This window comes from Inquilinus sp. OTU3971, from assembly GCF_038440215.1.
In genome coordinates, this window is sequence record NZ_JASATH010000186.1 from 1 (window position 1) to 16,530 (window position 16,530).

Annotated in this window: 18 protein-coding genes and 2 pseudogenes; 13 read left to right on the forward strand and 7 right to left on the reverse strand. The window is 63.4% G+C overall.

The window, feature by feature from the left end; all coding sequences use genetic code 11:
• Positions 1-47: 47 nt before the first annotated feature.
• The 3 genes from AAHM41_RS32355 to AAHM41_RS32365 form a co-directional block, all read right to left on the reverse strand.
• Positions 48-734, reverse strand: a complete 687-nt coding sequence (locus tag AAHM41_RS32355; protein WP_342240756.1) for a sulfatase-like hydrolase/transferase — start codon at positions 732-734, stop codon at positions 48-50.
• Positions 735-879: 145 nt separating this feature from the next.
• Positions 880-1,221: a hypothetical protein gene (locus AAHM41_RS32360; RefSeq protein WP_342240757.1), complete on the reverse strand. Its 342-nt coding sequence runs from the start codon at positions 1,219-1,221 to the stop codon at positions 880-882.
• Between the two features lie 800 nt (positions 1,222-2,021).
• Positions 2,022-2,990: a quinone oxidoreductase family protein gene (locus AAHM41_RS32365; RefSeq protein ID WP_342240758.1), complete on the reverse strand. Its 969-nt coding sequence runs from the start codon at positions 2,988-2,990 to the stop codon at positions 2,022-2,024.
• A 164-nt stretch (positions 2,991-3,154) separates the two neighbouring features.
• Here AAHM41_RS32365 and AAHM41_RS32370 point away from each other — a divergent pair, with 164 nt between their 5' ends.
• The 5 genes from AAHM41_RS32370 (at position 3,155) to AAHM41_RS32385 (ending at position 6,952) form a co-directional block, all read left to right on the forward strand.
• The gene (locus AAHM41_RS32370) at positions 3,155-4,048 is read left to right on the forward strand and encodes a LysR family transcriptional regulator (RefSeq protein WP_342240759.1); all 894 of its coding nucleotides are present in this window, start codon (positions 3,155-3,157) and stop codon (positions 4,046-4,048) included.
• A gap of 212 nt (positions 4,049-4,260) precedes the next feature.
• Entirely contained in the window at positions 4,261-5,196 is a 936-nt protein-coding gene (locus tag AAHM41_RS32375) for a pirin family protein (protein ID WP_342240770.1), read from the forward strand.
• 45 nt (positions 5,197-5,241) lie between these two features.
• Positions 5,242-5,592 (forward strand): hypothetical protein, encoded by a 351-nt coding sequence (locus AAHM41_RS32380; protein WP_342240760.1) that lies wholly within the window; start codon positions 5,242-5,244, stop codon positions 5,590-5,592.
• Positions 5,593-5,755: 163 nt separating this feature from the next.
• The gene (locus AAHM41_RS40750) at positions 5,756-6,070 is read left to right on the forward strand and encodes a DUF4345 domain-containing protein (RefSeq protein ID WP_446719501.1); all 315 of its coding nucleotides are present in this window, start codon (positions 5,756-5,758) and stop codon (positions 6,068-6,070) included.
• 48 nt (positions 6,071-6,118) lie between these two features.
• On the forward strand, positions 6,119-6,952 hold the full coding sequence (locus AAHM41_RS32385) for an enoyl-CoA hydratase/isomerase family protein (protein ID WP_342240761.1): 834 nt from the start codon (positions 6,119-6,121) through the stop codon (positions 6,950-6,952).
• 41 nt (positions 6,953-6,993) lie between these two features.
• Here AAHM41_RS32385 and AAHM41_RS32390 read toward each other — a convergent pair whose 3' ends face one another.
• Positions 6,994-7,296: a LysR family transcriptional regulator gene (locus tag AAHM41_RS32390; protein WP_342240762.1), complete on the reverse strand. Its 303-nt coding sequence runs from the start codon at positions 7,294-7,296 to the stop codon at positions 6,994-6,996.
• A gap of 137 nt (positions 7,297-7,433) precedes the next feature.
• On the opposite strand from AAHM41_RS32390, the gene AAHM41_RS32395 reads away from it, so the two are divergent.
• The 7 genes and pseudogenes from AAHM41_RS32395 (at position 7,434) to AAHM41_RS32425 (ending at position 13,560) form a co-directional block, all read left to right on the forward strand.
• Positions 7,434-8,087 carry a hydrolase gene (locus AAHM41_RS32395; protein WP_342240763.1) on the forward strand — a complete coding sequence of 218 codons (654 nt, stop codon included), beginning with the start codon at positions 7,434-7,436 and terminating at the stop codon, positions 8,085-8,087.
• Positions 8,088-8,236: 149 nt separating this feature from the next.
• Positions 8,237-8,839 (forward strand): annotated as a pseudogene (locus tag AAHM41_RS32400) (alginate export family protein); the annotation flags it as partial.
• A 40-nt stretch (positions 8,840-8,879) separates the two neighbouring features.
• Positions 8,880-9,641, forward strand: coding sequence for an alginate export family protein (locus tag AAHM41_RS32405; RefSeq protein WP_342240771.1), 762 nt, complete (start codon positions 8,880-8,882; stop codon positions 9,639-9,641).
• 71 nt (positions 9,642-9,712) lie between these two features.
• Positions 9,713-10,765 (forward strand): LLM class flavin-dependent oxidoreductase, encoded by a 1,053-nt coding sequence (locus AAHM41_RS32410; protein WP_342240764.1) that lies wholly within the window; start codon positions 9,713-9,715, stop codon positions 10,763-10,765.
• Positions 10,765-12,540, forward strand: a complete 1,776-nt coding sequence (locus tag AAHM41_RS32415; RefSeq protein WP_342240765.1) for a monovalent cation:proton antiporter-2 (CPA2) family protein — start codon at positions 10,765-10,767, stop codon at positions 12,538-12,540. Before AAHM41_RS32410 ends, AAHM41_RS32415 begins: the two co-directional genes overlap by 1 nt.
• 61 nt (positions 12,541-12,601) lie before the next feature.
• Positions 12,602-13,177, forward strand: a complete 576-nt coding sequence (locus AAHM41_RS32420; protein WP_342240766.1) for a zinc-binding alcohol dehydrogenase family protein — start codon at positions 12,602-12,604, stop codon at positions 13,175-13,177.
• On the forward strand, positions 13,132-13,560 hold the full coding sequence (locus tag AAHM41_RS32425; RefSeq protein ID WP_342240767.1) for a zinc-binding dehydrogenase: 429 nt from the start codon (positions 13,132-13,134) through the stop codon (positions 13,558-13,560). The genes AAHM41_RS32420 and AAHM41_RS32425 overlap by 46 nt, the downstream gene beginning before the upstream one ends.
• A gap of 15 nt (positions 13,561-13,575) precedes the next feature.
• On the opposite strand, the gene AAHM41_RS32430 is transcribed toward AAHM41_RS32425, so the two are convergent.
• On the reverse strand, positions 13,576-14,343 hold the full coding sequence (locus AAHM41_RS32430) for an SDR family NAD(P)-dependent oxidoreductase (RefSeq protein WP_342240768.1): 768 nt from the start codon (positions 14,341-14,343) through the stop codon (positions 13,576-13,578).
• 161 nt (positions 14,344-14,504) lie between these two features.
• Between AAHM41_RS32430 and AAHM41_RS32435 the strand changes: the two genes are divergently transcribed.
• Positions 14,505-15,392: an AraC family transcriptional regulator gene (locus tag AAHM41_RS32435; RefSeq protein ID WP_342240769.1), complete on the forward strand. Its 888-nt coding sequence runs from the start codon at positions 14,505-14,507 to the stop codon at positions 15,390-15,392.
• A 466-nt stretch (positions 15,393-15,858) separates the two neighbouring features.
• On the opposite strand, the gene AAHM41_RS32440 is transcribed toward AAHM41_RS32435, so the two are convergent.
• Both AAHM41_RS32440 and AAHM41_RS32445 read right to left on the reverse strand, forming a co-directional pair.
• Positions 15,859-16,137 (reverse strand): winged helix-turn-helix transcriptional regulator, encoded by a 279-nt coding sequence (locus tag AAHM41_RS32440; RefSeq protein ID WP_342240772.1) that lies wholly within the window; start codon positions 16,135-16,137, stop codon positions 15,859-15,861.
• Between the two features lies 1 nt (position 16,138).
• A pseudogene (locus AAHM41_RS32445) lies at positions 16,139-16,264 on the reverse strand (IS66 family transposase zinc-finger binding domain-containing protein); the annotation flags it as partial.
• Positions 16,265-16,530 lie beyond the last annotated feature (266 nt).

Below are 16,530 nucleotides of genomic sequence, written 5' to 3' on the forward strand. Positions count from 1 at the left end.
GGGGCGCGGCCCGGTAGGTTGAGCCAGCAGTTCATTTCAGCGTAGTGTCAGTTGCCTCCCGCGTTCTGGGTCTGGAGCGTCTCCAGCACACGATCCAGCGAGAAGCTGCCGACCTTCTGGCTCGGCGGAAATTCCTTGAACGTGGACAGGAACTTGCCGACGTATTGCTGCGCCGGGACCATCACGAACGCGTGCTCAAGGTTCCAGCGGGTGTAGTCCATGCCCTCCTTGTCCGCGGTCTCGAAGGGGTCGGCTCGTAGATTGAAGAGCTTGGGCAATTCCATCGGCGTAGGTTTGGCCCGCCAGACATCGAGGCCATGCTCGGGTTTCTCGGCGAAGACGATCTTCCACTGGTCATAGCGCAGCGCGGCGAGGGTGCCGTCGTCCAGGAAGTAGAAAAACTCATGGCGCGGGCCGGCCTGCTTGCCCGCCAGCGCATCGGTGATGTTGTAGCCGTCGAGATGGACCTTGAAGGTCTTGTCGCCGACCTTCATACCGTTGAGCAGCTTCTCCTTGACGTCGGGGACGCCGGCGGCGGCAAGCAGCGTCGGCAGCATGTCTTCGTGGGAGAAAATGTCGTTGCTGACGGTCCCCGGCTTGACGACGCCGGGCCAGCGGATGGCGGTAGGCACGCGGTAGCCGCCTTCCCAGTTGGTGGCCTTCTGGCCGCGGAACGGTGACTGCCCGCCTTCCGGCCACACGTCTTTCATCGCGCCGTTGTCGGTGGAATACATGGCGGGCCGGCTTCGCCCGGCGCCTCCTGCCGATCACCTCCGCCTCCCATCGCCAGATCCGGCTTTCCTGACCGCTACTGGCCACATTTGGATCGGCGTAGACAACGAGAGCCCAGTTTCAGGTCCGTTCCGGCTCGTGCCCGCATCACTGGCCCATGGTGATCACGACGGCATCGCCCCCGAGGCTCAGCATCAGCCCGGTCCGCTTGGCGACCAGGTGCATGACGACGCCGCTCCCGTTCTTCATCCAGAGATCCCCGGCACTCGAGCTGCCGAGAGCGTAGCCATAGCGACCCTGGGCGTAGGTTCCCGGGAACCGCTCGAGGCTCGACAGGTCGTAGACCTCGCCGCGAGCCTCGATCCTGGAGATACCGATGCCGCCGACGCCGAGGCCGGCGACGGTGAAGGGGTAGGTCCGGCCGCGATAGGTCAGGGTGCCGCTGCCGGTGTTGCCGCTGCCGATGAAGGCGGCCTGGACCTGGCGCATCTCGACAGTGCCGTCCGGTGGCCGCGCAGCCTCAGTTGACGAAGCGCCGGAGGGCGATTGGGAGCAGGCGGCGAGTGCCAGCAATCCCCCGACCAGACATGCGCTGAACCAAATCGGCCGCCGACGGCCGACCGTGAGGGGACGATCGTGTTGAATTGCCAAGCGTGTCACAGCAATCAGTCCATGCAAAATCGGCAGAGAAGCAGGCTGGCGTGACCGGGAAAGACATCGATCTTGCTCTATCGCTAGCTCCAGTTCCGAGCCAGCATCCTGCATCCCCCGGTTACCCCCGCAAGACGGCCTTCACCGGGTGGATACGCTCAAGGTCCACTGCATGAGAAGCGCCATGACCACACACGGCTCTTTGGGGACCGTCCCCTTGATGCCTCTGGATCCGGCTCCGTCCCCCTTTGCAGACGCCTGATGGCCCCTTCAATGGATTTGGCGGAAGTTGATGCAGCGGAAATTCCCTTTTCTAATCAAGTAGATGGCGTATCCTGCGTGCTGGCTATCATGTTATTCATGTATGCCCCGCCACCCTGGCCGAAATGGCCAATTTTACGAACGGCTTACCGCCGAACGTTGCCGATATCCCTCCATATCCCTGTTCTGTATCGTCGTAATATCCCGGCCTGCCTCTGGCTCCATGGTGGAGAGACGGTGCGCGGCGGACTGTAGATAGCCTTTGCCGCGCCCGAGAGAAGCGTGGTGATGCGTTTTGTGCGGCGGCCCTGGCTGCCAGAGGGCGGGACGATGGCCCCACCCGGCATACGCACGCGAAATCACCCGGTCCACGATGCTCATTGCGCGGCCGAGACGATTACGACGCGCCCGAGGATGGAATTGCCTTCGGCATAGGCGTGAGCTTCAGCAGCGGCCGCGAGTGGAAACGTTCTGTCCACGATCACCTTGAGATCCCCGGTCGCCGCCAGCTCCAGCATCCTGGAGACCGTGAGGTAGACATCCGGCTTTTCCAATTGCGTTCCCATGAAGACGCCGAAAAGCGATTGGTTCGCCTGCAGCGCGGGCCACAGATCGAGACTGAGCTGCGAACCGCCGGCGTTGCCGACGAAGACCAGACGGCCCTCGGGGCGGAGCGCGGCCAGAGAATCCTGCAAGGTGGTTCCCACCGGGTCCACGACGAGATGCGCGCCGCGGCCTTCCGTCAGACGTATGACCGTATCGACAACGTCGGCCGCGCGATGATCGATCGCGTTATCGAGGCCAAACCCGACGAGGCGTTCGGCCCTCTCGACGCCGGAGACCGTTGCAAGCACGGTCGCGCCTGCCCGATGCGCGAGCTGGATGGCGGCGAGCCCGACGCCACCGGCGCCTGCCTGGATTAGGACGGTTTCGCCACGCGTCAAACCACCCCGTGCGAAGAGGCAGTGATGAGCGGTCCCGAACGCGATCGGCAGCGCTGCGGCGGCGGCCATGTCGAGCCCTTCCGGCACAGGCCAGGTCCGGCTGGCGGCAACGGCGCGCAACTCCGCGTGCGACCCGGCAAGATCGAAGCTCGTCACCTTCTGGCCCAGCCGGCGATCCTTCACCTTCTCTCCGACCGCGATGATTTCGCCGGCGGCGGCATAGCCGACGACGAAGGCCGGATGGGGCGGAGGCGTGGACGCGCGATTGATCAGGTCGCCGCCCTCGATCGCGGCAGCCTCGACGCGGATCAGCACGCCATCGCCTGGGCAAACCGGATCGGGGACATCCGCATAACGAAGGACATCCGGCGGGCCGGGGTGGTCATAGATGGCTGCTTTCATGGTTCTCTGACTGTGCGCCCTGCGGAAAGCCGCTATGAATGGCAATGGGTTCAACGGACGCATGCGGCGGCGAGCCACGTCGCCGGTCAGAACTTGCCGTTCCCTTCGGTGATACGGTAGTGCCATAGTCAGGCAAGCTGTGTCGCGAAACAAGGAACGCCGAATTGGACATCGAGGATCTCCGGACATTCGTCGCCGTGGCCGATGCTGGAGGCGTGTCGGCCGCCGCGCGCCGGCTCGGGGTCTCCAAATCGATCGTCAGTCGGCGGCTTTTGCGGATCGAGGCGGAGCTTGGCGTCCAGCTTCTTGCACGAACGACCCGCGGCGCCGCGCTCACTGAGGCGGGGATCACGTTCAGAGACCATGCGGCCCGAGCCAGCGCCGAGATCGATACGGCCAGGGAAACGATCCTCCCCACCGGTGAGCTGCGCGGCGGCTTGAGGGTTGCCATGCCGCTTACTTTCGGCCCGACCCACTTCGCCCCCGTGCTCGCGGAAATGGCGCGTCTGCACCCGAAGCTTCACATCCATACTTCCTACAGCGATCGCTTCGTCGATCTCATCGCAGAGGGTTTCGATTGCGCGATCCGGGGCGCCTACCTTCAGGACTCCAACCTGATCGCGAAGCGCGTCGGGCCGATCCATGGAAAGCTTGTCGCAAGCCCGGATTATGTCGAAGCGCACGGGTCACCCGAAACCCCGGCCGAACTCGCCAGCCATCAGGCCCTCATGCAGGGAACGGAAGCCTGGCAGTTCATGGATGGCAGCAAGATCGTCACGGTTCAGCCGCAGGGCAGATTCAAGGCCGACAGCGCCACAGCGCTTGCCGCCGCCGCGGCGGCAGGTCTCGGCATCGCCTGGCTCCCCGATTGCATCACATATGAATATGTGGCCTCCGGCGCGCTGGTCCCGATCATGACACGCTATCCAGTACCTCCGGGGGCCGCATATGTCGTCCGCCCGCCGGGTCAGCATCCCACGCGGAAAGTGCGGGTCCTGACGGAGATGCTGATCGAGTACTTCGCACGAAATCCGGACGTTTGGGGTCTCGACCGCTAAAACACGAACGGAGCGAGGCCTTATCGAAAACTGCGTCGGCGGTCGCTCCACTGCGGGGCCGCTGAGCTCGACCACATTGCCCGCACGTTCCACTTACTGCGACACAGCTTGACGTAGCACAGGGCTAGTTGGGCAGACGGTCGCTCGCCAGTCTGGGTATTCGCATCGGCAAGGGCGAGGCCTTCCCGAAAGCCAAAGAGAGGATCGGGCGCATGAGTTGGAATCCGGCTATCGAACCAGGCTGTCCCGATGAGGTCGGCCTCGACGCGATCGAAACTCTCATCGTTCCACGCTCTCGCGATCTCGGCGGCTTTGAGGTCCGGCGCGCTCTGCCGGCGCCGAAGCGGCAGATGGTCGGACCGTTCATCTTCTTCGATCAGGCTGGGCCGGCCGAGTTCCTGACCGGACAGGGCGTCGACGTTCGGCCGCACCCGCATATCGGTCTCGGCACCGTTACGTATCTCTTTCGCGGCGACTTCCATCACCGGGACAGCACCGGGGCCGACCAGACGATCCGTCCGGGCGAGCTGAACTGGATGGTCGCCGGGCGCGGCGTCACCCATTCGGAGCGTACATCAGCGGCCGCCCGGACCGGCCCGAACAGTCTGTTCGGGATACAGACCTGGCTGGCGCTGCCCGAGAGCCATGAGGACATGGCGCCCATGTTCGAGCACCACGGCAAAGAGGCGCTGCCGGTGATCGAGGATAGCGGCGTCTCGGTCCGGCTCATCCTCGGGAACGCCTATGGCGAGAAGGCCCCCGCGACAATGTACTCGGAGACATTCTACGTCGACGTGAAGCTCGATGCGCGAGGCCGGTTGCCGATGCCGCACGATCACGAGGACCGGGGCATCTACATCGTCGAAGGCTCGATCTCGATCGCCGGCCAGGATTTCGAGGCAGGTCGGATGATGGTCTTCCGTCCCGGGGACAGGATCACGGTCGCGGCCGGTGATAGAGGCGCGCGCCTGATGCTTCTCGGCGGCGCGACCCTGTCGGGTCCCCGCTACATCTGGTGGAATTTCGTCGCGTCGTCGCAGGAGCGCATCGAAGAGGCCAAAGCCGAATGGCGCGCGCAGAACTGGGGCAAGGGGCGCTTCGATCTCCCGGCCGATGACCGGGATGAGCACATTCCTCTTCCAGACTGACCGGCACAGGTGACGCAACCACGCCAGCTAGAAGGAGCAATTCCTATGGAGGTTCGCAAGTTCTCCATCACCGACGCAGCGCTGGAGCGTTCCCCGGGACAGGACGGGGAGGTGTTTGTGGGCAATCTGGTCGACCAGCGCCACGCCTCCCCGATCACCATCGGCTACGGGCGCTATGGGCCGAACCAGACGCTCGAGGAGACAATGGTCGTCGATGACGTGATGATCGTTCTCGAGGGGCGACTGACGGTGTCCGCCAACTTAGACAGCGTCACCGCGGGGCCGGGCGAGATCGTCCATATGCCCAAAGGCGAGAAGGTGACGATTCACTCGCACGAGCAAGGCGCGGTCACCGCCTATGTCACCTATCCCCACTGGCAGGAGGCACGGGGGTAGGTCCTCCAGGCAACGGCGCAGGCTCGACATCCACGCGGATCATGCTCAACCGAGTAGGCGTTGAGGTCTTGCCTGTGCAAATCTGGCGCGAAGCCTCTCCAGCGTTCGGATGCCGCCCGATCGCGACAAGCACGGCCGCGGAGACACGGATCTTGCGGGAGGTATGCTGGCCCGGTGGACGAATAACGCAGATTCCCGCCGGAGGAGGCCGATAGCGCGTCATGATCGGAACCAGTGCGCCATCTGGCTGGGTTTCGGTCTCGTGCTGTGGTGGATCAGCAACGACCCACTCCATCGGGCGGCGGCCGCTCGACTGCTTTTCGCCATCCTATTTGTGAGCGGGCTCGCACGACTTTACGCCTTGGTGCGGTGGGGTTTCCCTGGCCCCTTGTTGGCCGGCGCAATAGCGATCGAGCTCGTCTTGAGCCCCATTCCAATCTTGTGGCTGAACCGCCTCCAGCAACACAGCCGCTCTTGAACGTGCAAACGCGGGCTCTGGAGCCCTTGAGAAATAGCGAGATCCGCCATGACTGACACAGGTTTCCGCACGCTTCGTATTTCTCGGGCCGGCGGCGTTGCGACGATCACGATCGACAATCCGCCGGTCAATGTCCTCGACGTTCCGTTGATGAGCGAGATCCGCAGCATTCTCCTGTCCCTGCGCGACGACCCGAACACCCGCGTCATCGTGTTCCAGAGCGCAGATCCGGAGTTCTTCATCGCCCATGTCGACATGACATTGATCGATGAGCCGCACGCCTTCGACGACCTCGCGCGCGACGCGCCCGACGGCCTCAATCCGTTCCAAGCGTTCGGGGAGCTTCTGCGCCAGCAGCCGCAGGTGACGATCGTCAAGCTCGCGGGCCTCGCCCGCGGCGGCGGCGCGGAATTCGTCGCGGCGGCCGACATGGCGTTTGCCGCCGAGGGACATGCCGGGCTTGCTCAGTGCGAGGCGTTGATGGGCATCACGCCCGGAGGAGGCGCCACCCAATATCTGTCCAGTCGGATGACGCGCGGTCGCGCACTTGAAGTGATCCTCGGCGGCGAGTTGATCGACGCTACGACGGCAGAACGCTATGGCTGGATCAATCGCGCGCTGCCGGCGGCGGAACTCGACGGCTTCGTTGATCGGCTGGCACGCAACATCGCCGCCTTGCCCGAAGGCGTTATTGCAGCAGCCAAGAAGGCCGTACCCCCCGCGGACCTTCGAGACGGGTATCGTCGCGAGCACGACGTATGGGCGGGCCTCTTTCAGCGTCCCGCGGCCGAAAAGCTGATCCGGGGCGGGCTCAAGGCCGGAGCACAGACCAGGGATGGCGAGCGAAATCTGGAAGGCTTGCTCCGCGCGTTGGAGATCTAACGTGCTCCCTGAACCGAAAGGTTCCAAGGGCTCTGCGATTCTCAAGGCTCGCCGCCTTGCGTCCGTCGATCACGACCGCTCAAGTCCCCCTCGGGCAGGATCGTTTCCTTTGCGGCGTCGATCTCACTGCAGGCTCTGGCTGCGTAGTCTCGGAACAAGGCCCCGGCTTCGGTGAGGGCGCCGCTGCAGGGCGTTCGCGCGAGAAGCTGAACGCCAAATTCCATTTCAAGGCGAAGGAGCCGTTGACTGACAATGGACTTGGCGAGGCCGAGCCGACGTGCGGCAGGGGAAACACCGCCGGCATTGGCGACTTCCACGCATGTCCCCAGGTCCTCGATCTCCAATTGGGCGTCCCTCATTTTGCGACACAGCGTGGCGCATCTCGGCACTACCGCAACGAATTTGGAAACGGCATTACAAGGCGCCGCTGCTCGGGCGAGATCGCCCGGCAAACATTCCACGATGCCAGAAGAGGATAATCATGACGTTCCGCAACGGCCTGAAGTCACTCCTTCGTCCTGAGGATTCGGTTCTCGTGCTGATCGACCATCAGCCGTACCAGCTTGCCAACCTCAACAGCCACGATCCTCAGACTGTGGTCAACAATGTGACCGCCCTGGCGAAGCTGGCAAAAGCTTTCAATGTTCCGACGATCCTTACCAGCGTGATTGCGGGTCGTGGCGGCCTCCTCTTCAAGCAGATCACTGACGTTTTCCCAGATCAGGAAGTGATCGACCGGACCTGGGTCAACACCTGGCAAGACGAGAAGGTAGTGGACCTAGTCAAAGCGACCGGCCGCAAGCAACTGATCATCGCAGGCCTATGGACCGAAGTTTGCGTCGCGATGCCTGTCATCCAAGCCCTCGGTGAAGGCTGGGACGTGACAGTGATCACCGACGCTTCGGGCGGGGTTTCGACCGAGTCTCACCAGGTTGCCATCCAGCGGATGATCGCGGCTGGCGCGAACATGATGACCTGGGTGGCCTTGGCTGGCGAATGGCAGCGGGACTGGGCGCGTACGGAGCACGTCGAAGAGCTGACCGAAGTGCTTATCTCGCACCTCGGCGGCAGCGGCATCGCTTATCTGTGGGAGCAGCAGTTGCTCAACACGTCGGTGCCGAAAGCGGCCGGCTGATCGAAGCGGGATGACGAGAATCCAGCGCGATGCATTCCGCTAAAGCTGAGTGCCCGTCGGGGCTCGTCATCCCCTCTCCATGCCTCACGGGAAGCGGGCGCATCGAGCATCGATCGCGTCGATCAATCGGAAACGGCCGACGACTTGCGATGACGCCTCACCTAGGCCTTGTGCTGGCGGCGGCGGTCGGTGCCATCCAGGTCGAAGCACAAGCGCAGGTCGGGACCGATATCGGGCGCGCGCCGACGCTTACGATCGAGCGCTATCCGGAGAATTGGACACATCTCGCAGACCCTGCAAAGCGGACGGGGCGATGGACCGAACAGGTCAAGTACATCCCCTTGAGCACGGACGGGTCGACCTATTTCACCACGGGCCTCGAGTTCCGGTCGCGCTACGAGGGCTATGCCAATGTCAATTGGGGAGCAGCGCCGGACGATGGCTATGTCTGGCATCGCTTCATGCCCTATGTCGATTTTCATGCGGGCAAGCTGCGCCTGTTTGCACAACCCATGCTCTCCGGGATTTCGGGCGTTCGCCGCGCCGAGCGGCCGGTCGATACAACGGGCGCCGACATGCTTCAGGCGTTCGTCGAGGTCGAGGCGGATATCGCAGCCCACACTTCGCTGCGGATGTCGGCGGGGCGCAAGCTCATATCGCTGGGCGCTGGGCGCTTCGTCGATACGCGCTATGGCCCCAACATCCCTCAGGCCTTCGATGGCTTCGACATGTCTTTGACGGGCAAGGCCTGGCAGGTAACGGCACTCAATTTTTCGTCCGGTCGACAACAGGCTGGACGATTTCGACGATCGGACATCGACCCAGAAGGCACTCTGGGGCGTCTATGCGACGCGATGGCTGGGCGAAGATCGGACCAACGGCTTCGACATCTTCTATCTCGGTCTGCGAGATCGCAACGCGGTTTACGACCAGGGCGCCGGGAAAGAGCTGGTCCACACCTTCGGCACCCGCATATTCGGAGACACCGGCTCATCATACTGGAACCTCGAGGCCGCCATTCAGCACGGAACCTTCGCGAGCCACCGCAGGGCGGCCTGGGGGATCGGTGGCGAGATCGGCCATCGCTTTCCGCAAGCGCCGCTGCAGCCCGACCTCAGGCTCGCCGCTGATGTGATTTCGGGCGACGACGATCCGGACGATCCGGAACTGGGAACGCTCAATCCCCTCTTTCCAAGGGGCAAGTACTTTGTGTCTCAGTCGCCGATCGGGCCGCGCAACCTGATCCATGTTCGGCCTTCCATCACGATCCATCCGCACAAGGACGTCGAGCTGTCGCTGTCGGGTTCGGCCTATTGGCGACAGAGCACCGACGACGGCATCTATGCGATCTCGGGCGCCCTCGTGCGCAGCGGCAAAGACAGCGATGCGCGCTTCATCGGAACACAGGCCGAAATCGCCGTCGCCTGGCAGGCCACGCCGGAGCTCAACCTGGCAGCCTCGGTTGGCGTCTTCGATCCGGGAACGTTCATTCGGGAGACCGGCCCGGCTCAGATCATCAAGCTAATCGGCGTCATGGCGAACTATCGGTTCTGACCATGCCGTCCTTCGCTGCTCTCGAACCCATGTCCCCACGCCGCGCCGCTGAATGAGCTTAAGGATCACCTATGGAAATCGGTATCGACAGTTTTGCAGCGATCCTCCCCGATCCGGCGACGGGCAAACCTCCCTCGCCGACCGATCGCATGGCCGATCTCCTCGAGGAGGTCGAGGTCGCCGACCGGGTTGGGCTCGATGTCTTCGGCATCGGCGAGCACCATCGCGCCGAGTTTCTCGATTCCGCGCCGGCGATCATCCTCGCCGCCGCCGCGGCTCGCACCAGCCAGATCCGACTGACGAGCGCCGTGACGGTGCTGAGCGCCGCCGACCCGGTCCGGATCTTCCAGGAGTTCGCGACGCTGGACCTGATCGCCGGGGGCCGCGCTGAGATCGTCGTCGGCCGAGGCTCGTTCGGCGAAGCCTATCCGCTGTTCGGCGTGGACCCGCGGGACTATGACGAGCTCTTCGCCGAGAAGATCGATCTGCTCCTGAGGCTCAACGAGATGCCCCACCCGATCTGGAAGGGTCGCTTCCGCGCGGCGCTGGAGGGGCAGGGTGTCTATCCGCGTCCGCATCAGCCGCGTCTGCCGCTCTGGATCGGCGTCGGCGGCACGCCGCAATCCTTCGCTCGCGCCGGCACGCTCGGCCTGCCGCTGATAGTGGCGATCATCGGCGGGACCTTCGAGCGCTTCCTCCCGTTCGTCGATCTCTATCGCGAGGCCGGCTTGAGCGCCGGGCATAGTCCTGAGACGCTCAAGGTGGGCGTCCACGCGATGGGCTTTGTCGGCGAGACGAACACGGCGGCCAGGGAGGCGTTCTTTCCCGGCTGGGCGCATCTGACAGGAAGGATCGGCCGCGAGCGCGGCTGGCCGCCGCCCTCGCGCCAGCAGTTCGATGCCATGGCGAGCCCGGAAGGCGCGTTCCTGATCGGCGATCCAAAGACGGTCGCGGCCAAGATGCTCCATGCCAGCGAAGTGCTCGGCGGCGTCTCGCGCATCACCTTCCAGATGAGCACCGCCTCGCTCGAAACAGCTGCGATGAAGCGTTCGATCGAACTTCTGGGCACTGAAGTCGCTCCGGTCGTCCGGGCGGCCACTCTCGACACGAGAAAGGCGACCTGATGGCCGGGGCGAGCCTAGGGCAGACCATCGCTCCTGCGGTGGTCCTGATGGGAGCGGCTGTCGTTGCCGTGCCGCTGTTCCGGCGGCTCGGCCTCGGATCGGTCCTCGGCTACTTCGCCGCTGGCGTTCTGGTGGGGCCATCGGTGCTCGGCCTGTTCACCGATGCCCAGGCCATCCTGCATTTCTCCGAGCTCGGGGTGGTGATGTTCCTGTTCGTGATCGGACTGGAACTGCGCCCGCCCAAGCTCTGGGCCATGCGTAGCCAGATCTTCGGGCTTGGGCTTGCCCAGGTCGCCGGCGCGATCACGGCCCTCGCGCTGACGGGCGCGGTGGCGTTCGGTTTGTCGGGTCCGGTGGCCTTCATCGCCGGGGCGGGCTTCGTCCTGTCGTCGACCGCCGTCATCATGTCGGTGCTGCAGGATCGTGGCGAGCTGTCGAGCGCGGAGGGGCAGAAGTCGGTCGCGATCCTGCTCTTCGAGGATCTGATGATCGTGCCGCTTCTGGCGGTGGTCGCCTTTCTGTCGCCTCTCTCGGACGGCCGAGCGGGATGGACCGGCATTCCGATGGCGGTGGCCGCGTTGTCCGTGCTCCTGGCGGTGTCGCGCTGGGGTCTGAACCCGTTCTTCGCCCTGTTGGCGCGGGCGCGGACGCGCGAGGTCTTGACGGCGGGCGCGCTGCTGGTGGTCCTCGGTGCGGCACTGCTGATGGAAGTCGCCGGGCTGTCCATGGCGATGGGCGCGTTCCTTGCCGGGGTGATGCTGTCGAGTTCGAGCTACCGGCACCAGATCGAAAGCGACATCGAGCCGTTTCGCGGCCTGCTCATGGGACTGTTCTTCCTGGCCGTCGGCATGTCGCTCGATCTCGCCGTCGTCGCGGCCGAATGGCGGCTTCTTCTGTCCATGCTGGCCGCCTTCACGGTCGCGAAGGGCGCCGTCGTCTATGCGGTCGCCCGGCTGTTCGGCGGCTCCAGCCACCAAGCACTGCACCGGACCTCCATGTTCCTGCAGGGCGGCGAGTTCGCCTTCGTGCTCTACGCTGCAGCGACGTCCGGCGGCGTGATCGATGGGCGGGAGAACGCGCTGTTCTCCACCGTCGTGATCCTGTCCATGGCCCTGACTCCTCTGCTCATGATCGCGACGGACAAGATGCTTCGTGCGGAAGCATCGATGGACGGCGTCGATGTCGCCCGCGACCTGAAGGGGCGGATACTCATCATCGGCTTCGGCCGCTTCGGCCAGATCGCGTCGCAGGCGCTGCTGTCCCGGGGCGTCGACCTCGCTGTCATCGACAAGGACCCCGACAGGATCCGCGACGCTGGACGATACGGGTTCAAGGTCTTCTTCGGGGACGGTGCCCGCCTCGACGTCCTGCACCACTCCGGCGCGCGACAAGCCGATGCGATCATGATCTGCATCGATGACCCGAAGTCCGCGATGCAGATCGTGGAACTGGCTCAGCACGAGTTTCCGCAGGCTAAGCTCCTGGTGCGAAGCTATGACCGCGGACATGCGGCCGAACTGATCCGCGCAGGTGTCGACTATCAGATCCGCGAGACGGTCGAGTCCGCCTATCGAATGGGCGCGGAGGGCCTGCGAGCTTTGGGCTTTGCCGAGGTTGATATCGAAGAAGCAGCCGAGGACATCCGCCGGCGGGATCATGAGCGGCTGGCCGAGCAGGTGCAAGGTGACGCTATGTCGGGGATTGACCGACTACACATTCGGCCCGTTCCGGAGCCACTCAGTAGAACCTCGGGCCAAAGTGTGCCTCGGCGATAGCTGCCCCACGTCGAAAAGCCGATTGCAACCTGCGCCGACACTATGAAGCAAGGAAGTAGCCATGAAAGCGGCTGTCTACGATCGTAACGGTGGCCCCGAGGTCCTCCGTTACGAGGACGTTCCTGATCCGGTATGCCCATCCGACGGCGTCGTCGTCCGCCATGAAGCCATTGCCATCGAAGGCGGGGACTTGATCAACCGTGCATCCTCACCTCCACCGCATCAGGGCTACATCGTCGGCTATGCGGCTGCTGGCGAGGTCGTCGCTGTGGGATCGGATGTCAGCGATCGTCACGTCGGGCAAAAGGTCACGAGCTTCGATCTTGCCGGATCCCACGCGGGGCTCCGCACCGTGGCTGCCAGCCGGACCTGGCTGGTGCCGGAAGGTCTCGACATGCCCGCCGCCGCAGCGTTGCCGATTGCATTCGGGACGGCCCATCATTGCCTCTTCGCCCGAGGTGGGCTGAAGAGCGGCGAAGCCGTACTGATCCAGGCTGGAGCCGGCGGCGTTGGTATCGCCGCCATACAACTCGCCATCGCGCGGGAGCTACGGTCCTGGCGACGGTCTCCGGCGCTGCAAGAGCCGAACCTTTGCTCTCGCAAGGTCTCGATCACGCGATCGATCATCGCTCGGTAGACGTCATCGAAACCGTTTTGCGCCTGACGGAAGGCCGCGGCGTCGATCTCGTGGTAGACCCGGTCGGCGCGACCCTGCAGACCTCCTTGGCTGCGCTACGGCCAGAAGGGCGACTCGTGTTCGTCGGCAACGCCGGTGGCTCAAACCTGCAGCTCGATCTGTGGCCTGCGCTCCAAGGAAACCAGTCGCTCTTCGGCGTCTACATGGGGACGCAGTTCGAGAAGCCGGACGTCTATCAAACGGTCTCCCAAATGCTGCGGCAGACGGCGAAAGGCGAGCTCAACGTGGTCGTGGACCGCTTATTCCCTCTCGCTGCTGCTGCAGAAGCACATGCCTATGCAGAGGGAAACGCGCGCCTTGGACGTGTCGTTCTCGTTCCATGACTCGGCGTGACCGGCTTACGCGTTCGCGCCTCCATCTACGGCAACCACCGTGCCGGTCACCATGTTTGCAGCAGGGCTTGCAAGAAATGCGACAACATCAGCGATTTCACGCGGCTCTGCAAAACGCCCGATTGACGAGAGGCTCCGCTGGAAATCAGCACTTTCGCCGTCTGCCGGGTTTGCCTCGGTGTCGGTTGACCCGGGCGACACGAGGTTCACGGTGATGCCTTGCGGGCCAAGTTCGCGTGACAAGCCGCGCGTGAAAGAGAGGAGCGCCGACTTCGACATCGCGTAGGCCGTCACGCCTGGGAACGGGACGCGATCTCCGAGCCCCGATCCAATCGAAATGATGCGGCCGCCCTCGGGCAAGTGCGGTATCGCGGCTTGTGCAAAGGCGAGCGGCGCGCGCACGTTGACGTCCATCAATTCCTGGAATTTTGCAAGATCGATGTCCGCAATTGCTCCGGCCAGTCCGATGGCTGCACTATTGACCAGAATATCGAGGCCACCGAGCGTTTCGACGGTCTCGTTGACGGCCCGCTTGATGGCGTCCGGATCGGCACTGTCGGCCTGGACGGCCAATCCACGGCGGCCGAGCTTTTTGATCGAGGATACGACGCTGTCCGCGCGCTCGACCGAATTCTGATAGGTAATCACGACGTCCGCCCCGTTTTCGGCCAACGCCAGCGCGATTGCGGCGCCGATACCCCTGGATCCTCCGGTTACGAGGGCGCGCTTGCCCTTGAGATCAATCATGTTTTTCCCTCTTTGCTCCATGTTCATGGAAGGCCGCATTCGGGCCCATGAACAGCTGCTTTCAAAATGGTAGCGAGGAAGGCGGTATGTCTTCCTTCTGGCCCTGAAGATAAGCCGAGGCGCGAAAAGCAACATCGCCGATCGCACCAGAGTCTTGCACGATCCTGCCAAATAACTATTTCTGGGCGATGCTAGATTCTCCGAATCCAACCACTCGCCTTTTGGACGAAGTTGCCCCCTTCATAGTGGGACAGCCCGAGACCGTGGGCCTTCCGACGCCCGTTCCCCGCCTGAGGGTGTGGACGAGCACATGCGCCACACTTCCTACGCCGGCGTTGTTCGAACCCATGTTTTACGCCGTGTTACGGGGCACCAAGGTGTTGATCATGGGCGCCAATCGCTTCGAGCTGTTGGCTGGCGCCTGCGCGGCATCGTCCTTTGGTCTGCCCTATACCCACCAGTTGATCGGCGCTACGCCGAACCTTCCTTACGTCGGGATCAGCCTTCATCTCGATATCGGCATGCTATCGCGCGTCATGCTTGATATGCCCAAAAGCGACCATCGCTGGACATGCGCGGTGGCGGCAGGCGATCTGAGCGGCCCGGTCGGGGAAGCGTTTGCTCGTCTCGTCGGGCTCGTGAGCACTCCTGACGACGTTGGCATGCTCGCACCCCATTACGAGACCGAGCTTTACTATCGTCTTCTGCAGAGCCCGATGGGCGATACGCTCCGTCAGATCGGTCAACGGAACGAACGGCTCCAACAGCTCAAGGCGGCGGCCGATTGGCTCGCCTCCCACTACAGCGAACCCGTTGCAATTCCCGATCTCGCGGCCTCGGCAGGTATGAGCGTAACCTCGTTCCACAGGCACTTCAAGGCGGTCACAGGACACAGCCCGCTGGCATTTCAACGTCATATGCGCCTTTTGCAAGCTCGAAAGCTGCTGGCCGCCGGTGGCGCCAACGTGTCGCAAGTGGCCTATGAGGTGGGTTACCTTAGTCCCCCGCAATTCAGCCGAGAGTACAAAAGCATGTTTGGCAGCTCGCCCAAGGTAGATCTGCAGCGCAGACCTTAGATGTCCAGTGTCATCCCGGCGCCAGTCTTATTCAAAGCTTCAACTTACAGCCAAGGGACTGCACGGTATTGTGCTCGACCAACCTGATGCAGAACCTGTTTAACACGTTCGTTTGCGGCAGCTTCTACGAAGCGAGCAAATCGCCCTATTCGGCCGCTTTGGAGTTGCTTGCCGCCGTCGCTGATCTTCAAGATACATCGGGCTGTGGCGTAGGGTCGCCGGTTCTCAGTGCCGCCTGGTGCAAGTGCGCTGATCGGCGGCAATAGCGAGCTATAGAGAGAGCAATTGGCGGTGTTGGCGGGAGGAGAGCGATGAAACGGAGAACTACGTCTACGCCATAGCTCTCCATGACACTCTTTTTTCGCGGACAATCATGGCGGGCGGGCGACCGGTGCCATCAGCGAAACAGTCACGATCCTTCCTCCGCCACTCGAGCATGTACCGGTGCGGTGCCGTGCCGATCGGATCATTCCTGCAACTCATCGTAGCGACGTTGATGCTGCTGAATTTCCGCCATGTTCTCGACGGTCCAGTCGTAGAGTTCGGAGAAGGGCTTTTGCAGCGATTCCCCAAGCGGTGTGCGAGCGTGCTCAACGCCCAGCACGCGCCCGGTGATGACCGTCCGGGTGATCATCCCGTTCCGCTCCAGCTTGCGCAGCGTCTGAGTCAGCACCCGTTGGGTGATGCCGTCGAGGCGGCGTTTGATCGCGTTGAAACGGCGCGGCTCTCGCAGCACCGCCAGCACCACAGGTGAACTTCTCGCGGACATGCTGGATCACCTTCCACTGCCGCGGCACCACCTCCAGCGTCTCGGTGATATCCTCGCCCAGCTTGCGCAGCCGGGCGCTGCCGCAGCAGGAGCAAGCGGTCGGGCCGGCGGGCGACCGGAGCCGGTCGATGAAGGTCCAGCTCGCATTTTAAGGCTCATCTCGGCCATTGCTACGCCATACGCCGACGTCGTCGTGGACGTTGCGCTACGCTGCAAGTCGCGGAACCGTGCTCTCGGCCAACCGCAAGAATCGTTGGTTGTGTGTCCCGTGCGCCGTGAAAGGCGGCGCTTTCCAGTGGTGAGAGTCCCACCCGGCGAACGCTCCAGCCGGAAGCAACCGGAGCAGGCATGGAGGAGACGAAATGTCTG